This is a genomic window from Streptomyces nanshensis, assembly GCF_001751255.1.
Lineage (GTDB): Bacteria > Actinomycetota > Actinomycetes > Streptomycetales > Streptomycetaceae > Streptomyces > Streptomyces nanshensis_A.
Genome location: NZ_LJGW01000088.1, coordinates 17,255 through 32,530 on the forward strand (window position 1 = coordinate 17,255; position 15,276 = coordinate 32,530).

The following is a 15,276-nucleotide window of genomic DNA, read 5'->3' on the forward strand; positions in this document are numbered from 1 at the left end:
GGCGGCGTACGGCGGAGGCCGGTGCCGCAGGGCCGCCCGGGCGCCGCGGGGCGCGCAGGGACGCGTACGGCGGCGCGCGGCGAGGGCCGCCGGCGGTCTGGACGCGCGGCCAGCCCTGATGTCGGCGGGGAACGCGGATCCGGATCCGTATGGAGTGCCGTGCCGTGGGCACAATCGCCTGAAGCCGAGGCGAACGGCCCCTGGAACGACGGTGATGGGAGCGGGTGTGCGTAGTCGAGCCGCCGACGGGCGGAGCGGACCGCTGTGGTCCTGGCTGACACCGAGCCTTCTGCTGCTGGGTGCGATGGCGGTGTGGGGCGTGGTGCGCTATCCGCGGCTGCCGGACCGGGTGCCCCAGCACATCGGCGCGGACCGCGTCGACGCGTGGACGGCGACGAGTGTCGGGGCCGCCTTCGTCCCGGTCTTCGTCTACGCCGGGATCACCGTGGTGCTCGCCGGCTGCGCCGCGCTGTCGGCCCGTATCACGCCCCTCGACGAGATGCCCGCCGCCGCGAACCGCTGGTCCGGCGCCGCGAACGCCATGACCAACCGGCCGGCGAGCGCGGCCTCGGGCCGCCGTACCGCCAGGGCGCTGCTGCTCATGAACGTCCTGTGCGGGGCGGCCCTGTTGCCGCTGTGCTGGATCCAGTGGCGTACGGCGGCGACGCCCGAGGTACCGGTGTGGCTGCTGCCCGGCACGCTGGCGCTCTTCCTTCTGGGGCTTCTGCCGATCGGCGTCGCCTGGTGGCGGGACGCGGCGGAGAAGAAGTCCGCCAGGACGGCGTGAGTTTGGGCCGTGAGTCCGGGCAACGGGCGGGCCCGCGTGGGCGGTTGGGAGCGTGTGCGCTGCCGCGCGGGCCGCCGGTGCGGGGGCTCCCGCATGCGCGGGGCCGCGTCTGCGGACGAACGGGCGTACGCGCGCCGTGTGTTGAGCCGTCCGTCCCGCCGGCTGCCGTCCTCCTACGGCGAGAAGCCGGACCCGTGGGTCCGGCTTCTCGGTGAGCGGTGCTCCGTCGTGGGCGCCCGGGGCGCACGGCCCGGACCGGCGCCCAGGCCAGCGCCTGAGTCAGCGCAGGCGGGCCATCAGGGCGTGTTCGACGAGCGTGATGAGGGCGCTCTTCGCGTCCGCGCGGTGGCGCGCGTCGGTGGTGATGATCGGGGCGTCCGGGCCGATCTGGAGGGCCTCGCGGACCTCTTCGGGCGTGTAGGGCTGGTGCCCGTCGAAGCCGTTCAGCGCGATCACGAACGGCAGGCCGGAGTTCTCGAAGTAGTCCACCGCGGGGAAGCAGTCGGCGAGGCGGCGCGTGTCGACCAGGACGACGGCGCCGATCGCGCCGCGCACCAGGTCGTCCCACATGAACCAGAAGCGGTCCTGTCCGGGCGTACCGAACAGGTAGAGGATCAGGTCCTGGTCGAGCGTGATGCGGCCGAAGTCCATGGCCACCGTGGTGGTGGTCTTGTCGGCGGTGTGCGACAGGTCGTCGATACCTGCCGACGCGGAGGTCATCACGGCTTCCGTGCGCAGCGGATTGATCTCCGACACGGCACCGACGAAGGTCGTCTTGCCCACACCGAATCCGCCAGCCACCACGATCTTCGCGGAGGTGGTGGAACGGGCAGCAGCGCCGCCGCTAGAGCTTCCGAAGTCCACTGAGCACCCTTTCGAGCAGTGTCACGTCTGGCTGGCCGTCGGCGTTGGTGTCGTCGCCTCCGGGCTGGTGGATGGCCACGAGCCCGGCTTCGGCCAGGTCGGCGACGAGGATACGGGCGACGCCGAGGGGAATGGTCAGAAGTGCGGAGATCTCAGCTACCGATTTGATCTCGTAGCACAGTCGGCAGATCCGCTGGTGCTCGGGCAACTGCCCCTGGAGCCTAGTGGGTTCGGCCGAAGTGTGCACCAGCGCCTCGATGGCGAGCTGGTAGCGGGGACGGGTCCGTCCACCCGTCATGGCGTACGGCCGCACCAGCGGCTGCTGCTCGCTGCGCCCGCCCTGGTTGGCGTGGTCCTTGCGCGGCTGAGGCTGCACAGGCTGGATGCGGGGCGGCGGCGCCTGGTCGTACTGACGCCGCTCGTACTGCCGGTCGTAACGCGAGGTCTCGTAGAGCCCCTCGTCGTAGCGGGAGGGCTGCCGCTGCTGCGGAGGCGGCGGAGGCTGCTGCTGCGACGGCTGCGGAGAGCCCATCGGGTCGTCCGCGGGATACTGCCCGGCGGCGTGCCGGCTGGGCGTGGAGGGGAAGTTGAAGCGCTTATGGCGCCCGTTCTCATGACCGTTGCCGTACGACGACGGGCCGCCTGGGGGCGTTGTCATGTTTCCTCCTCCGACTCGCGGACGTGCGGGCCACACATTGTTCCGTCCCGCTCCGGCAACACATTCGGCGGGCACCGCACCTGAAGCACTGTATGGCGCTCGGGCGCAACGCGCACTGTCTGGTTGCCGGTTGGGGACTAGTTCAGCAGGCTTCCTTGCAGTTCGGCGCGGAGATCCGGTGTGAGGACCGTGCCCGCGCGATCGACGAGAAGTGCCATTTCGTAGCCGACGAGTCCGATATCGGCCTCGGGATGGGCGAGCACCGCGAGGGCCGATCCGTCGGAGATGGACATGATGAAGAGAAATCCTCGCTCCATCTCCACAACGGTCTGGTTCACATTGCCGCCCTCGAAGATGCGGGAGGCTCCGGCGGTGAGTGAGGTCAGCCCGGACGCGACGGCGGCCAACTGGTCCGCCCTGTCACGCGGGAAGCCCTCGGACATCGCGAGCAGAAGTCCGTCCGCGGAGACCACCACCGTGTGGGACACCCCTGGGGTGCTGTCCACGAAGTTGGTGATCAACCAGTTCAGGTTCTGCGCCGCCTGGCTCATCGGGCTCACACTAACGCTCCTGATCGTAGGTGCTGCCGGGGCCGAAGCCCTCTCGGTCGTTCTGGGAGACGTCACCCGTACCGCGCCCCCGGCGGACGCCGCGGTGGAGGTTGCTCAGCCGGCCGCGGACGTCCTCGGGCGCCCGGGAGACCGAGGGGCCTCCCCGCGGATTCGCTTCGGCGGTGCCCGCGACCAGGTTGGCCCTGGGCACCCGCCGGGGAAGGCCGGACGGCGTGAGACCACTGGACTGCGGATCCCGCACCAGGCCTGCCCGGCTCCAGCTCTCGTCGTTGGCGTTCCGCCACTGCCCGGAACCCTCGGCAGGTTCCGCTTGAGGCTGGTGCTGCTGGTGTTGCTCTGCCGGTTCCCCGTCCTGCCGTGATCGCCCCGCCTCACGGCGCGGGAGACCTGCGCCGGTTGTGGTGCGATAACTGCTCGGGGCGGGGCCCGGACGGTCGAAGCCTACGCGGTCACCACCGGTCTCGTGAACGCCCGTACCGGATTCCGCTTCGGCGCTCTGCGAACTCCGGTCGACGTCGCGGGACGGCAACTGGCCGCCCTGCTGCGGCAGTTGGGCGTCGCGTGGCGGACCGCTCCCGAACGGCGAGAACGGCTGCGCGGACGGAGCGGGCTGCTGTCCGGAGGCGTCCGGGGCGTTCCGGACGTCCGGCTCCCCCGGCCCGGCCGGTCCGGGCCCGGGGCCGCCGAACGCGCCATGTCCGTACGGGCGTTGAGGGCCCTGCGGCGTGTGCGGCTCGTACGGCGACTGAGGCTCGTACGGCGACTGAGGCTCGTACGGCGACTGCGGCGGCTGCGGTGCTTGCGGCGGCTGCGGTGCTTGCGGCGGCTGCCGGCCGTGCTCGGGGCCGCCCGTACCGAGGACCTGCCCGGCGCCGTGCCCCGGTCCGCGCCAGGGCTCGCCCCGCCACTCCGGCTCCTGCTCGGGCTCTTGGCCGGGTTCCTGCTCCTCGTACCGGTCCTGGTACGGGCCGTACCGGAGCTGGTACCGGTCCCGGTCCTCGAAACGGCCCTGGCCCGCGTCCTGTTGACGTCGACGGGCCTGGCCCCGGTCCTGTCCCGGGATCTGTCCCTGCTCCAGCTCGCCGCGCCGGAGGTCCGGTGCCTCGCGGCGCCCGTCCCCGAGCTGCGGGCGCGCGCCCGGGGTGAGCGGGCCGAGCGAGGAGAGGTCGTCCGGCACGTCGTAACGGCCGTCGTCGAAGCCGAGTTCGGCCGCGGTGGGCGAGGGCGGCAGGCCGCGGCCGTACGACGGGGGCCCGGACTGCGGCGCCGGGACGGACGGAGCCGGCGGTTCCGGCGCGATGCGGGAGACCGTGAAGTCCTCGTAGCCCTCGTCCTCGCCGCCGCCTCCCTGGGTGATCCCCGCGGGGAGCATCACCAGGCACGTCGTACCGACCTGCTGGCCCGAGGGCCGCAACTGCACGCGGATGCCGTGCCGGTCGGCGAGACGCCCGACGACGTACAGGCCCATGCGGCGGGCGAGGGCGGCGTCGACGGTCGGCGGGTTGGCCAGCTTGTGGTTGATGTCGGCGAAGTCCTCGGCGGTCAGGCCCACGCCCTTGTCGTGGATCTCGATCACGACGCGCTCGTCGGGCAGCCGGGTGGCCGTCACATCGACCTTCGTCTGCGGGGAGGAGAACGACGTGGCGTTCTCCAGCAGTTCGGCGAGCAGATGCACGAGGTCGTTGACGACCTGGCCGTGGATCTCGACCTCGGGGATGCCGGAGAGCTCGATGCGGTCGTAGTGCTCCACCTCGGAGGAGGCGGCGCGCAGGATGTCGACCAGGGGTACGGGCTCGTTCCAACTGCGGCCCGGCTCCTCGCCGGCGAGGACCAGCAGGTTCTCCCCGTTGCGGCGCATACGGGTCGCGAGGTGGTCCAGGCGGAAGAGGCTTTCGAGCTGGTCCGGGTCGGCCTCGTTGTTCTCCAGGTCGGAGATCAGGCCGAGTTGGCGCTCGATGAGGCCCTGGTTGCGGCTGGAGAGGTTGGTGAAGATCGCGCTGACGTTGCCGCGCAGCAGCGCCTGTTCGGCGGCGAGCCGCACGGCCTCGCGGTGCACCTGGTCGAAGGCGCGGGCCACTTCGCCGATCTCGTCGGTGCTGTCGATGGGGATCGGGGCAACGCGTGTGTCGACGCGGCCCGGGTCCGTACGCGAGAGCTGGTCGACGAGCATCGGCAGCCGCTGCTGGGCGACGTCGAAGGCGGCGGCGCGCAGGCTGCCCATGCTGCGGCTCATCGAACGGGCCATCATGCCCGCGAGGAAGAAGGCGATGAGCAGCGCCACCAGCACGATGACGGCGTTGACGAGGGCGTCGCGGGCGGCGTCGTCGGAGATCTGCGCCGTCTCGTCGACGGCCCGTTCCGTGAGTTCCTTCTCGACGGCGCGGTAGGCGTCGAACGTGCCGGTCGTCGTCGCGAACCAGCTCTGCGGCGTGACGCCCTTGGCCGCCAGCGCCCGCTTGTCCGCTCCGGAGACGATGAGCGGGATGGCCTTCTTCGTCGACGGCGGCGGGACGAAGTCCTTGCCGGCGGCGGTCGCGGCGGCCTTCGCCTTGGCGAGGCGCTGCTTGCCCTTCGCCTCCGCCTTCGCCTGCTCCTGCTTGAGCAGCTTCACATCGGAGGGGCGCCCGCCGCCGACGTACTCCTCCAGCGCGATGCGCTCCAGGTAGGCGTACGAAGTCAGGCCCGTGTACTGCCGCTTGGTGTCGGCCTTGCCCGGACCGGGCCGCACCAGCAGATGCATCCCGATGGAACGCTCCAGCGACTGGGCGGCCTTGCCGAGCGAGACGGAGTAGACGGTGCGGCCGTAGGAGGTGACGTTGCCCGTGCCGAAGCCGAGTTCGTTGGCGAACTCCATCAGCGGGTGCTGTACGGCGACGTAGCGCTCCTCGGTCTCCACTCCCCCGAGGCGCTCGCTGTAGGCACTGGCGCGCAGCGTGCCCAACTCCGGCTCCACCTTGCGGAAGAGAGCGAGCCGGCGCTCGAGTCCGGGCTTGTCCGGCATGGCGGACGCGGCGCGGTCGAACTCCCTCTTGGCCCGGTCGGTGGCGTTACGGGCCCGCTCGACCGCGGGGTCGTTGCGGCGGCCGGAGAGCAGCGGTTCCGCGCTGCGGTCGCGCTCGTCGATGAGGGCGTTGCCGTATGTGGCGGCGGCGCGCACGAGTTCGGCGGTGCGCTGGGCGTCCTCCGCCTCGTTCCAGGTGCCCACGGAGTCGCTCACACGGAAGCCGCCGAAGACCAGGCCGACGGCGACGGGGATGAGGAGGATCGCGTAAAGCCTCGTCCGTACGCGCCAGTTGCGTACGGCCAGGCGGCTTCCCGGGTCACCCGGGGTGTCGGGCAGGTCGGAGGTCACCGAAGCCCGCGACGGCGGAGTGAAGTTGCCCCTCGACTCCGCACGGCCCGGTGTCGCAGCGCCCGTCTTGCTTCGCCTCACGCGACTCCTCACCTCTTGACCCACGTGTCCGCATCCGGCACCCGAGGGTCGGTGGCGTGCCTTTTTGCTACTGCTGAGTTCAGCGCATTTCAGCACGTCAGGGCGGAGGCCGCCAAACAGTTGGGAGAGGCCGGAACGAGTGCCCCACACAGCTCTGAAATCAGTCATACGAGGGCGAGAGAGACAAAGAGGCCAGCTTTTATGAGCAGAGTGAAGCCTTTTGCTCGCCAGCCGTGTTCACGGCGACGTAATTCACTGTCGAAACGTTATGAACCTGAAGGAGCCGATCATCCTGCGGGCAGCACACGCAGCCGGGCAGGGTGATCCTGCCCGGCTGTGCGGTCGACTCGCCCCGTTACGTGCCGAGTTGGGCGCCCGGCGGGCGCCGCGGCACGCGGCGGCTCACTTCAGACGTGCGAGCAGCGCGTGCTCGACGAGTGTGATCAGCGCGCTCTTCGCCTCGGCGCGGTGGCGCGCGTCGGTCACGATGATGGGGGTGTCCGGCCCGATCTGGAGTGCCTCGCGGACCTCTTCGGGCGTGTAGGGCTGATGCCCGTCGAAGCCGTTCAGCGCGATGACGAACGGCAGTCCCGAGTTCTCGAAGTAGTCGACGGCCGGGAAACAGTCCGCCAGGCGGCGGGTGTCGACGAGGACGACCGCGCCGATCGCGCCGCGCACCAAGTCGTCCCACATGAACCAGAAACGATCCTGCCCGGGTGTGCCGAACAGATACAGGATCAGGTCGTCGTCGAGCGTGATGCGCCCGAAGTCCATGGCCACCGTGGTGGTGGTCTTGCCCCCGGTGTGGGTCAGATCGTCGATGCCGGCGGACGCGGACGTCATGACCGCCTCCGTACGGAGCGGGTTGATCTCGGAGACCGCACCCACGAACGTCGTCTTGCCCACGCCGAATCCGCCGGCCACCACGATCTTCGCCGAGGTCGTCGAGCGTCCCGGCGCAGGGGCTCCGGCTCCGTAACCCACCATCTGGCCCGTCTGCGGGCTAGAGCTTGCGAAGTCCACTGAGCACCCTTTCGAGCAACGTCACATCTGGCGCGCCGCCGGGCTCGGAGCTGCCGCCGGGCTGGTGGATGGCCACCATTCCGGCTTCGGCGAGATCGGCGACCAGGATCCGGGCCACACCCAGCGGTATGGCGAGCAGGGCGGAGACCTCCGCCACCGACTTGACCTCCCGGCACAGATGGCAGATGCGCTGGTGCTCCGGGAGCAGACCCTGGAGCTGCACCGGGTCGGCGCTGGTGCTCACCAGTGCTTCGATGGCGAGCTGGTAGCGCGGCCGGGTGCGGCCACCCGTCATCGCATAAGGGCGTACCAGGGGCTGGTCGCCCTCACCTCCGTACGGTGCGTGCTGGTATGGGGCACCGTACGGGCCTGGCGAGGCTGGCGGGGTCATGGCTCCTCCGGACGAGGCATGAGGTCGGGTCTTGTTAACGGACTGAGGTGGCTCATGGAGAGGGGAGCTTTCAGATCAGTTGAGAATGCTCCCCTGAAGTTCAGCGCGTACGTCAGGGGTGAGGACGGTTCCCGCGCGGTCTACCAGTAGTGCCATCTCGTATCCGATGAGACCGATGTCAGCCTCCGGATGGGCGAGGACGGCCAGGGACGAGCCGTCGGAGATGGACATGATGAAGAGGAAGCCTCGCTCCATCTCCACCACCGTCTGGTTGACGGGGCCTCCCTCGAAAATCCGGGAGGCACCCGCGGTGAGTGAGGTCAGCCCGGAGGCGACCGCCGCCAACTGATCGGCGCGGTCGCGCGGGAAGCCCTCGGACATGGCCAGAAGGAGGCCGTCCGCGGAGACCACCACCGTGTGCGACACACCTGGGGTGTTGTCCACGAAGTTGGTGATCAACCAGTTCAGATTCTGCGCCGCCTGGCTCATCGGACTCAACTAACGCTCCTGCTGGTAATGGGGGCCCACGCCGCGGCCGTTCGTCGTACCGGCTTGTCGGCCCTGCTGGATGCCGCGGCGGAGGTTGGTGAGCCTCCCGCGGACGTCATCTGGTGCACGCGAGACCTGGGGGCCTGCTTGTGCGGAGGACTGCTGCTGTGCGGTGCCCGCGACGAGGTTGGCGCGGGGTACGCGTCGCGGCAGTCCGGAAGTGGTCACGCCGCCCGCGGCGGGCTGGCGCACCTGTTCGGCGCGGCGCCAGCGCTCGTCGTTGGGCGAGGCTCCCCAGTGGGTGCCGGATTCGGCGCCGTTCTGAGCCGCCATGTGCCCGGAGTTGGGGTGTGCGCCCTCCGGGGTGCCGCGTGCCGCGTGGCGCTGCGGCATCGGCGGCACCGCCGAGGCCGGCTGTCCGGGACGCGGGGCGGGAGCGTGCTGCGAGGAGGAGCGCTCCTGCTCCGGCGGGGTCTGCGGCTGCGGCTGCGGAGGCGGCGAGGAGGACGCGCGGAACCAGTTGGACTCGATCGACTCGAAGATCGGCGTCGGGGCGTCGGCGGCTGCCGGCGGCCCGGTCGGTATCCCGAAGTCCGGGTCGTACGCGGGCTCCTGGCCGTTCTGCTGCTGCTCGTACTCGGAGGCGGCGCCTTGCCCGCTGGAGGCTCCGGTGTAGCCGGGGCGCGCGAACTCGCCGGTCTCGTTCGACTCGGACTCGTCGTGACCGCGGGGGCCGTCCTCGGCCGGGCCGGAGGCGTTGGCCCAACTCGGGCGCGACTGGCTCCAGTCGGGACGCATGAACTGCGAGGTGTCGCTGGGGCCGCCGGGCTCGGGACGCGGGAACTCGCCCGTGTCCGAGGGAGACTGGGGACGCTGGAACTCGCCGGTGTCCGACGGAGACTGCGGACGCTGGAACTCGCCGGTGTCGGACGGTCCTTGGGGACGCGGGAACTCACCCGTCTCGGAGGGAGACTGCGGACGCGCGAACTGGCCGGTGTCCGACGGCCCTTGGGGACGCTGGAACTCGCCGGTGTCCGAGAAGGACTGCGGACGCGCGAACTCGCCCGTCTCCGACGGAGACTGCGGACGCGGGAACTCGCCGGTGTCGGCGCTGTAGCGCGGAGGCAGCGGCGGCGTCGTGTACTCGCCCGTCGACTGGCTCTCCCGGTCCCAGGAGCCGCCGCCGGGTGTGCCCCAGCCGCCGGGACGCTCGAACTCGCCCGTCCCCGGGCCGCCTTGGCCGCCGAGACCGCCGGGGCTGACCGGGGCGCCGGGAGCGCCCTGTCCGGAGCCGGAGCCCGTGCCGCCGGGCAGTNGGCACGCTCGGGCCGTTGCCGCCGGGGCCGCCGGCCGCCGCGGGCTTGCCCTTGGCGCTCTGGGGGCCGCCCTGGCCGCCCTGTGCGACGTCCACGGGGAGCATGACGAGCGCCGTGGTGCCGCCGGAGTCGGACGGACGGAGCTGGATGCGGATGCCGTGCCGCAGCGAGAGGCGGCCGACCACGAAGAGGCCCATGCGGCGGGAGACCGACACGTCGACGGTCGGCGGGCTGGCCAGCCGCTCGTTGATCGCGGAGAGGTCCTCCGGGGAGAGGCCAATGCCGGTGTCGTGGATCTCGACCAGCACCCGGCCGTCGGGCAGCGCGTGACCGGTGACCTTGACCTTGGTCTGCGGGGAGGAGAACGACGTGGCGTTCTCCAGCAGTTCGGCGAGCAGGTGCACGAGGNCAGTTCGGCGAGCAGATGCACGAGGTCGTTGACGACCTGGCNAACGACGCGGCCGGCGACCTCGGTGGCCGGCACCGAGTTCAGCTCGATGCGCTCGTACTGCTCCACCTCGGAGGCCGCGGCGCGCAGCACGTCGACGAGGGGGACGGGCCGGGTCCAGCGGCGTCCCGGTTCCTCGCCCGCGAGCACCAGCAGGTTCTCACCGTTGCGGCGCATGCGGGTCGCGAGGTGGTCGAGCTTGAAGAGCGAGGAGAGCTGGTCCGGGTCGGCCTCGCGGGACTCCAGCTCGGAGATGAGCGAGAGCTGACGCTGGATGAGGCCCTGGCTGCGCCGCGAGAGGTTGGTGAACATCGCGTTGACGTTGCCCCGCAGCAGCGCCTGCTCGCCGGCGAGCCGCACCGCCTCGCGGTGGACGTCGTCGAACGCGGAGGCCACCTTGCCGATTTCGTCCCGGCTGTGCACACCGACCGACTCGACGGAGGTGTCCACGTCCTGCGGCTCGGACTCGGACATCTGGCGGACCAGCTCCGGCAGCCGCTTGCGCGCGACGTCCTGCGCCGTGTCCTGGAGGCGCCGCAGCGAGCGGACCATGGAGCGGGCGACGACGAAGGCGCCGACGAGGGAGATGCCGAGGACGAGGAGGATCACGGCGCCGTTGAGGAACGCCTCGCGCTGCGCGCTGGAGCGCAGTTCGCGTGCCTGCTGCTCCATCTGCGAGAGCAGCGTCGACTCGATCTTCCCCATCTCGTCGATCTTGGAGCGGTCCTGGTCGTACCAGTCGGGGTACGAGCGGTTCTCGCTCTTGATGCCGTCGGGGTTGTTCAGCACGCGGTCGCGGTACTTGTCGGCCAGCGTGATGTTGACGACGCCGCCGTCGAGCGGCTTGGTCAGCTCGGAGGCGCGCTCCTCGCCGTAGATCTGGTTGAAGCTGCCGAGGGAGGCGCTCTCGCTCTCGGCGGCCGTCTTGGCGTAGAGGCGGTCGCTCTCGGAGAGTTCGGGACCGCCCTTGCGCGCGAGACCGGCGGAGATGATCGCCCGCTGGATCGACGCGTACTCCTTGGCGTTGGAGAACGACGCCAGCGCGCGGGTGCTCTGGATCATCTCGGAGTTGTTCGTCGCCTGCGCCATGTCCTGGGACAGGGAGAGCAGCGAATCGATGAGCTGGTTGTAGCTGTTGACGGTCTGCGAGACGGACTCGGGGTTGTCGTAGGCCCGCTCGCGGATGTTCTTGATCGCGTTCAACTGCCGGATGATGTCCAGAACGGTCGACTGGACACCCGACATCACGTCGCTGTCGCTGTCGTCGATGTCGGACGTGGCTTCCTTGAACGCCTGGAAGGACTGGTCCGTCTTCTCCCGGGGGCCGACGACCGTGTCGTCCTTGGAGTCGCCGGTGTCGGTGAGCGGGCCGGCCGAGCGGTCGCGCTCCTCCTGGAGTGCCGAGGCGAGTTCGGTCGCCTGCTCGGTCATCTCCGTGAGCAGCTTCATGTTCTCGAGCTGGTCGACGTTCCCGAGGGAGTCCTGGATGCGCAGGGCGCCCAGCGTCGTCGCCGCGACCACGGGGAGCGTGAGCAGGGAGACGAGACGGGTACTGATGCGCCAGTTGCGCAGCGCGGCACGCGAACCGGGCCCGGGAGGCGTACGGAGCCGCTGCTCGGAGGCGCCCTTCTCGCCGTTCTTGACGGCGGGACGGTTCGAGGCCGCGCCGTCCTCTTCATGCACGGCGGCCGTGGGGCCGCTCTGCTGGGCGCGCTGGGGTGTGGATCCGCGGTCCGTCATTCCGCGCGGCTCCGGATCCCCCGCAGCGCTGCCATCCCTCTTGAAACGTCCCTGCACTAGCGTCGCAACCTCTGGACCAGGCGCCCCTCCGCTTGGGACGGCGGGACGGTATCGAGTCTTGGGGGTCCCAAGGCCCCCCGGGCGGTCGTGAAGTGACCGGCGCGCGTCCCTCTGACCGCCGCGCGGCGCTGCTCTGCGCCCCTGCGCGCCGGTTGTTCCCCGCAGCGGTCCGTGGAATTCCAGCACAGTGCCGGATCCGCAACAAGGCCTGTGGAAAACCCGGCAGGGCATGTGACGCTCCGACAGCATTCGGTCACGTGCCGTGGAGAACACTTCCCGTGAATCCGGACTTTTCCGCCGGGCGCCGCCGGCACTTCACACCCCAGCCCTATCAGGGACGGAGTCGTAACCTCACATCTGGCCCCGATGTCCGCTTCGGCCCGTACGACGGCTCGCGGCGTAAGTCCCTTTTGCCCACGCTCCGGTGAGGAAACTCACACGCTCCGCGTTGTCTGTGTCACGTACGGGAAGTGAAACCCGTTCTAGCGTTGTTTACACAACACACCGGAACGACAAGCCAATTGGAAAGTGCGAGGTACGGTCGAGCGTGAAGACCACCCTTATCATGCGCAATACAGCCAACCCGCGCCGCACCACTCTGTCCCACCTGGAGGACGCGGACGAGCTGACCACGAGGGCCGTCGCCCAAGAGGAGGCCGCACAGGGCCTCGAGGCCCTTCCCGCGCAGACGGCGAACCCCGTGCGCACCGTCCTGGAGGACGCACCCGCCGTCTGAGCCTTGCGCAGGACACAGCGAGACGGCCTCCCGTGAACTCACCGGGAGGCCGTCTCGCGTTGTTCTCCGTACGGGCTTCCGCACGCTCTCGCCGCGCGATTGTCCGCCGTACCGCGCCGCTTTGGCGGACAGCGGCCGTGTTCTGCGTCCGACGCCTTCTTCGCCGTCGCGTCCGCCGTCCCGCGTTCGCCGTCTTCTCTTCGGCGCCGCGCACGGCAGGACGGAAATCCCCCGGGTTTACGCGAATTGACCCCGCGCGTACGGGAGTTGCGCTTTCCGTCCGGCTTTCAGCCCTGCCAACTATGGGGTGCGCGGAAGCCGCGTGCGCGCTCCAGGCGGCGCCAGCCGGCCTTTCCGCTGCCGGCGGTGCGGGAGGCGGGGATCTGCGCGTGCCGCGCGTTGGCGGCGGCGCGGGCGAGCAACAGGGCCGTGACGGCAGCGAGTTCCTCCTCGCTGGCCTCGCCCTTCTCCACACGCACGAGACGGCTGCTGACGGCTGTGTCGGTCGGGTTCATCGAAGTCTTCATCCCTTACTGAGGAGGGTTTCCGTGTTTGCGTGAGGGCAGATCCGCGTGCTTGCTGCGCAGCATCTGCAGGGAACGCACGAGCACTTCGCGGGTCTCGGCCGGGTCGATCACGTCGTCGACCAGACCCCGCTCGGCCGCGTAGTACGGATGCATCAGCTCGGCCTTGTACTCCTTGACCATCCGCGCGCGCATCGCGTCCGGGTCGTCCGCGCCCGCGATCTCCCGCCGGAAGATCACGTTCGCCGCGCCCTCCGCGCCCATCACCGCGATCTCGTTCGTCGGCCAGGCGAACGTCAGATCCGCCCCGATCGACTGCGAATCCATCACGATGTACGCACCGCCGTAGGCCTTGCGCAGCACCACCGAGATCCGCGGCACCGTCGCGTTGCAGTACGCGTACAGCAGCTTCGCGCCGTGCCGGATGATCCCGCCGTGCTCCTGGTCCACACCCGGCAGGAAGCCCGGCACGTCCAGCAGCGTCACCAGCGGAATGTTGAACGCGTCGCACATCTGCACGAAGCGGGCGCCCTTCTCCGACGCCTCGATGTCCAGCACCCCCGCCAGCGACTGCGGCTGGTTCGCGAGGATCCCCACCACCTGGCCGTCCATCCGCGCCAGACACACGATCAGGTTCGTCGCCCAGCGCTCGTGGATCTCCAACACGTCGCCGTCGTCGACGAGTTCCTCGATCACCCGCCGCATGTCATAGGGACGGTTCCCGTCCGCCGGCACCAGATCCAGCAGCACGTCGCTGCGCCGGTCCACCGGGTCGGTGCACTCCTCGGCCGGAGGGTTCTCCCGGTTGTTCGACGGCAGCATCGACAGCAGATACCGCACCTCCTCCAGGCACGACTGCTCGTCGTCGTAGGCGAAGTGCGACACCCCCGAGGTCCCCGCGTGCACGTCCGCGCCGCCCAGCCCGTTCTGCGAGACCTGCGCCCCCGTCACCGCCTGCACCACGTCCGGACCCGTGATGAACATCTGCGAGGTCTCCCGCACCATGAACACGAAGTCCGTCAGCGCCGGGCTGTAGGCCGCACCCCCCGCACACGGACCCAGCATCACCGAGATCTGCGGAATCACCCCGGACGCACGGGTGTTGCGCTGGAAGATCCCCCCGTACCCGGCCAGCGCCGAGACGCCCTCCTGAATACGCGCCCCCGCACCGTCGTTCAGCGAGATCAGCGGCGCACCCGCCGCGATCGCCATATCCATGATCTTGTGGATCTTCGTCGCGTGCGCCTCCCCCAGAGCGCCGCCGAAGATACGGAAGTCGTGCGCATAGACGAACACCGTCCGCCCGTGCACCAGACCCCACCCCGTGACCACACCGTCGGTGTAGGGCTTCTTCTCCTCCAGCCCGAAACCCGTGGCACGGTGCCGCCGCAGCGGCTCCACCTCACGGAACGTCCCCTCGTCCAGAAGCAGTTCGATCCGCTCCCGGACGGTCAGCTTCCCCTTCGCGTGCTGAGCCTGCGTCGCCCGCTCGCTCGGGCCCTCCAGCGCCTTCTCACGCAGAGCGCGCAGCTCCGCCACGCGCCCACGCGCATCAGGCGCCTCCGGGCCCTCGGCCTCGGGCGCGGTCACGGACTCCGTGATCTGCTGCGCCTGCGGCGACGGCTGGGTCTGTTCGGTCATGTATAGACCCTACGAAACAGCCCCGCCTTTCTTCCTCGTCAGATTCAGACAGTGTACGAGCATGATTCATGGTCGCGCTGGACAGAACGGCGCCGTAGCGGGGCCCGCGCGCAGCGAACTCTCCCATGCTGCGCGCGCTGGGCTGTGGGGTTCCCACAGCCCAGCCGGCAGGTGCCTCCAGCACCGGCCGTGCGGGTGCGCCGAGATCGCACAACCGCAGCTCAGCGCAGTCGCACCGTACAGCCGAGGCTCGCTCCGGCCGTGCCGGGTGTCACGCGCAGCCGCAACCGCCGCCCCGCGCCGAGGACTTCGAGCCCCTTGTCGGCGGAGACCACCTCGCGTACAGGACGGTCCCAGGTCAGCTCGAACGGCTCGCCCGTTCTGGAGGGTTCTGCCACATGGAGCCGCGCGGTGCGCCGCTCGCGCCGTACCAGGACGCTGGCGGGCGCCCCCGAGGTGAGCCGTCCCGCGGAGCCGGCACGCCAGAAGTTGGCCGCGCTCAGCCCCAGCCGCCGGACGGTGACGGCCTGCGCCGCCGCGTCGTTCGCGTCGACGGTGAGCCAGCGCCGGTCCGCGGCGCGTGCGGCCAGGCGG

Annotated in this window: 12 protein-coding genes and 1 pseudogene; 2 read left to right on the plus strand and 11 right to left on the minus strand. The window is 70.3% G+C overall.

Annotated features, from left to right (window positions below):
- The first annotated feature begins 226 nt into the window (after nt 1-226).
- Nucleotides 227-787 carry a DUF1648 domain-containing protein gene (locus tag AN218_RS04375; RefSeq protein WP_171908595.1) on the plus strand — a complete coding sequence of 187 codons (561 nt, stop codon included), beginning with the start codon at nt 227-229 and terminating at the stop codon, nt 785-787.
- A 279-nt stretch (nt 788-1,066) separates the two neighbouring features.
- Here AN218_RS04375 and AN218_RS04380 read toward each other — a convergent pair whose 3' ends face one another.
- The 8 genes and pseudogenes from AN218_RS04380 to AN218_RS04415 all read right to left on the minus strand — a co-directional run bounded on the left by AN218_RS04380 (nt 1,067) and on the right by AN218_RS04415 (nt 11,778).
- Nucleotides 1,067-1,651, minus strand: coding sequence for a GTP-binding protein (locus tag AN218_RS04380; RefSeq protein WP_028435360.1), 585 nt, complete (start codon nt 1,649-1,651; stop codon nt 1,067-1,069).
- Complete coding sequence (locus AN218_RS04385; RefSeq protein WP_070015288.1) at nt 1,632-2,309, minus strand: DUF742 domain-containing protein; 678 nt, start codon at nt 2,307-2,309, stop codon at nt 1,632-1,634. Before AN218_RS04385 ends, AN218_RS04380 begins: the two co-directional genes overlap by 20 nt.
- Nucleotides 2,310-2,446: 137 nt before the next feature.
- Entirely contained in the window at nt 2,447-2,860 is a 414-nt protein-coding gene (locus AN218_RS04390) for a roadblock/LC7 domain-containing protein (protein WP_070015291.1), read from the minus strand.
- Nucleotides 2,861-2,870: 10 nt separating this feature from the next.
- Nucleotides 2,871-6,314, minus strand: a complete 3,444-nt coding sequence (locus tag AN218_RS04395) for a sensor histidine kinase (RefSeq protein WP_244900258.1) — start codon at nt 6,312-6,314, stop codon at nt 2,871-2,873.
- Nucleotides 6,315-6,716: 402 nt separating this feature from the next.
- Complete coding sequence (locus tag AN218_RS04400) at nt 6,717-7,337, minus strand: GTP-binding protein (RefSeq protein WP_420855936.1); 621 nt, start codon at nt 7,335-7,337, stop codon at nt 6,717-6,719.
- On the minus strand, nt 7,318-7,728 hold the full coding sequence (locus tag AN218_RS04405) for a DUF742 domain-containing protein (protein WP_070010762.1): 411 nt from the start codon (nt 7,726-7,728) through the stop codon (nt 7,318-7,320). The genes AN218_RS04400 and AN218_RS04405 overlap by 20 nt, the downstream gene beginning before the upstream one ends.
- A gap of 75 nt (nt 7,729-7,803) precedes the next feature.
- Nucleotides 7,804-8,217 carry a roadblock/LC7 domain-containing protein gene (locus tag AN218_RS04410; RefSeq protein ID WP_028435354.1) on the minus strand — a complete coding sequence of 138 codons (414 nt, stop codon included), beginning with the start codon at nt 8,215-8,217 and terminating at the stop codon, nt 7,804-7,806.
- Nucleotides 8,218-8,226: 9 nt separating this feature from the next.
- A pseudogene (locus AN218_RS04415) lies at nt 8,227-11,778 on the minus strand (sensor histidine kinase).
- 550 nt (nt 11,779-12,328) lie between these two features.
- Between AN218_RS04415 and AN218_RS04420 the strand changes: the two are divergent.
- Entirely contained in the window at nt 12,329-12,517 is a 189-nt protein-coding gene (locus AN218_RS04420; RefSeq protein WP_070015290.1) for a hypothetical protein, read from the plus strand.
- Between the two features lie 287 nt (nt 12,518-12,804).
- On the opposite strand, the gene AN218_RS04425 is transcribed toward AN218_RS04420, so the two are convergent.
- The 3 genes from AN218_RS04425 to AN218_RS04435 all read right to left on the minus strand — a co-directional run.
- Complete coding sequence (locus AN218_RS04425) at nt 12,805-13,032, minus strand: acyl-CoA carboxylase epsilon subunit (protein WP_070015294.1); 228 nt, start codon at nt 13,030-13,032, stop codon at nt 12,805-12,807.
- Between the two features lie 15 nt (nt 13,033-13,047).
- Nucleotides 13,048-14,682: an acyl-CoA carboxylase subunit beta gene (locus tag AN218_RS04430; RefSeq protein WP_079131809.1), complete on the minus strand. Its 1,635-nt coding sequence runs from the start codon at nt 14,680-14,682 to the stop codon at nt 13,048-13,050.
- Between the two features lie 221 nt (nt 14,683-14,903).
- The coding region (locus AN218_RS04435; RefSeq protein ID WP_244900259.1) for a polysaccharide lyase beta-sandwich domain-containing protein at nt 14,904-15,276 on the minus strand (373 nt) is incomplete at its 5' end.

Coding starts and splice junctions, on each gene's coding strand:
- AN218_RS04385 (WP_070015288.1), bottom strand. CDS start 2,309: ATGACAACGCCCCCAGGCGGCCCGTCGTCGTACGGCAACGGTCATGAG.
- AN218_RS04390 (WP_070015291.1), bottom strand. CDS start 2,860: ATGAGCCAGGCGGCGCAGAACCTGAACTGGTTGATCACCAACTTCGTG.
- AN218_RS04405 (WP_070010762.1), bottom strand. CDS start 7,728: ATGACCCCGCCAGCCTCGCCAGGCCCGTACGGTGCCCCATACCAGCAC.
- AN218_RS04410 (WP_028435354.1), bottom strand. CDS start 8,217: ATGAGCCAGGCGGCGCAGAATCTGAACTGGTTGATCACCAACTTCGTG.
- AN218_RS04425 (WP_070015294.1), bottom strand. CDS start 13,032: ATGAACCCGACCGACACAGCCGTCAGCAGCCGTCTCGTGCGTGTGGAG.
- AN218_RS04430 (WP_079131809.1), bottom strand. CDS start 14,682: ATGACCGAACAGACCCAGCCGTCGCCGCAGGCGCAGCAGATCACGGAG.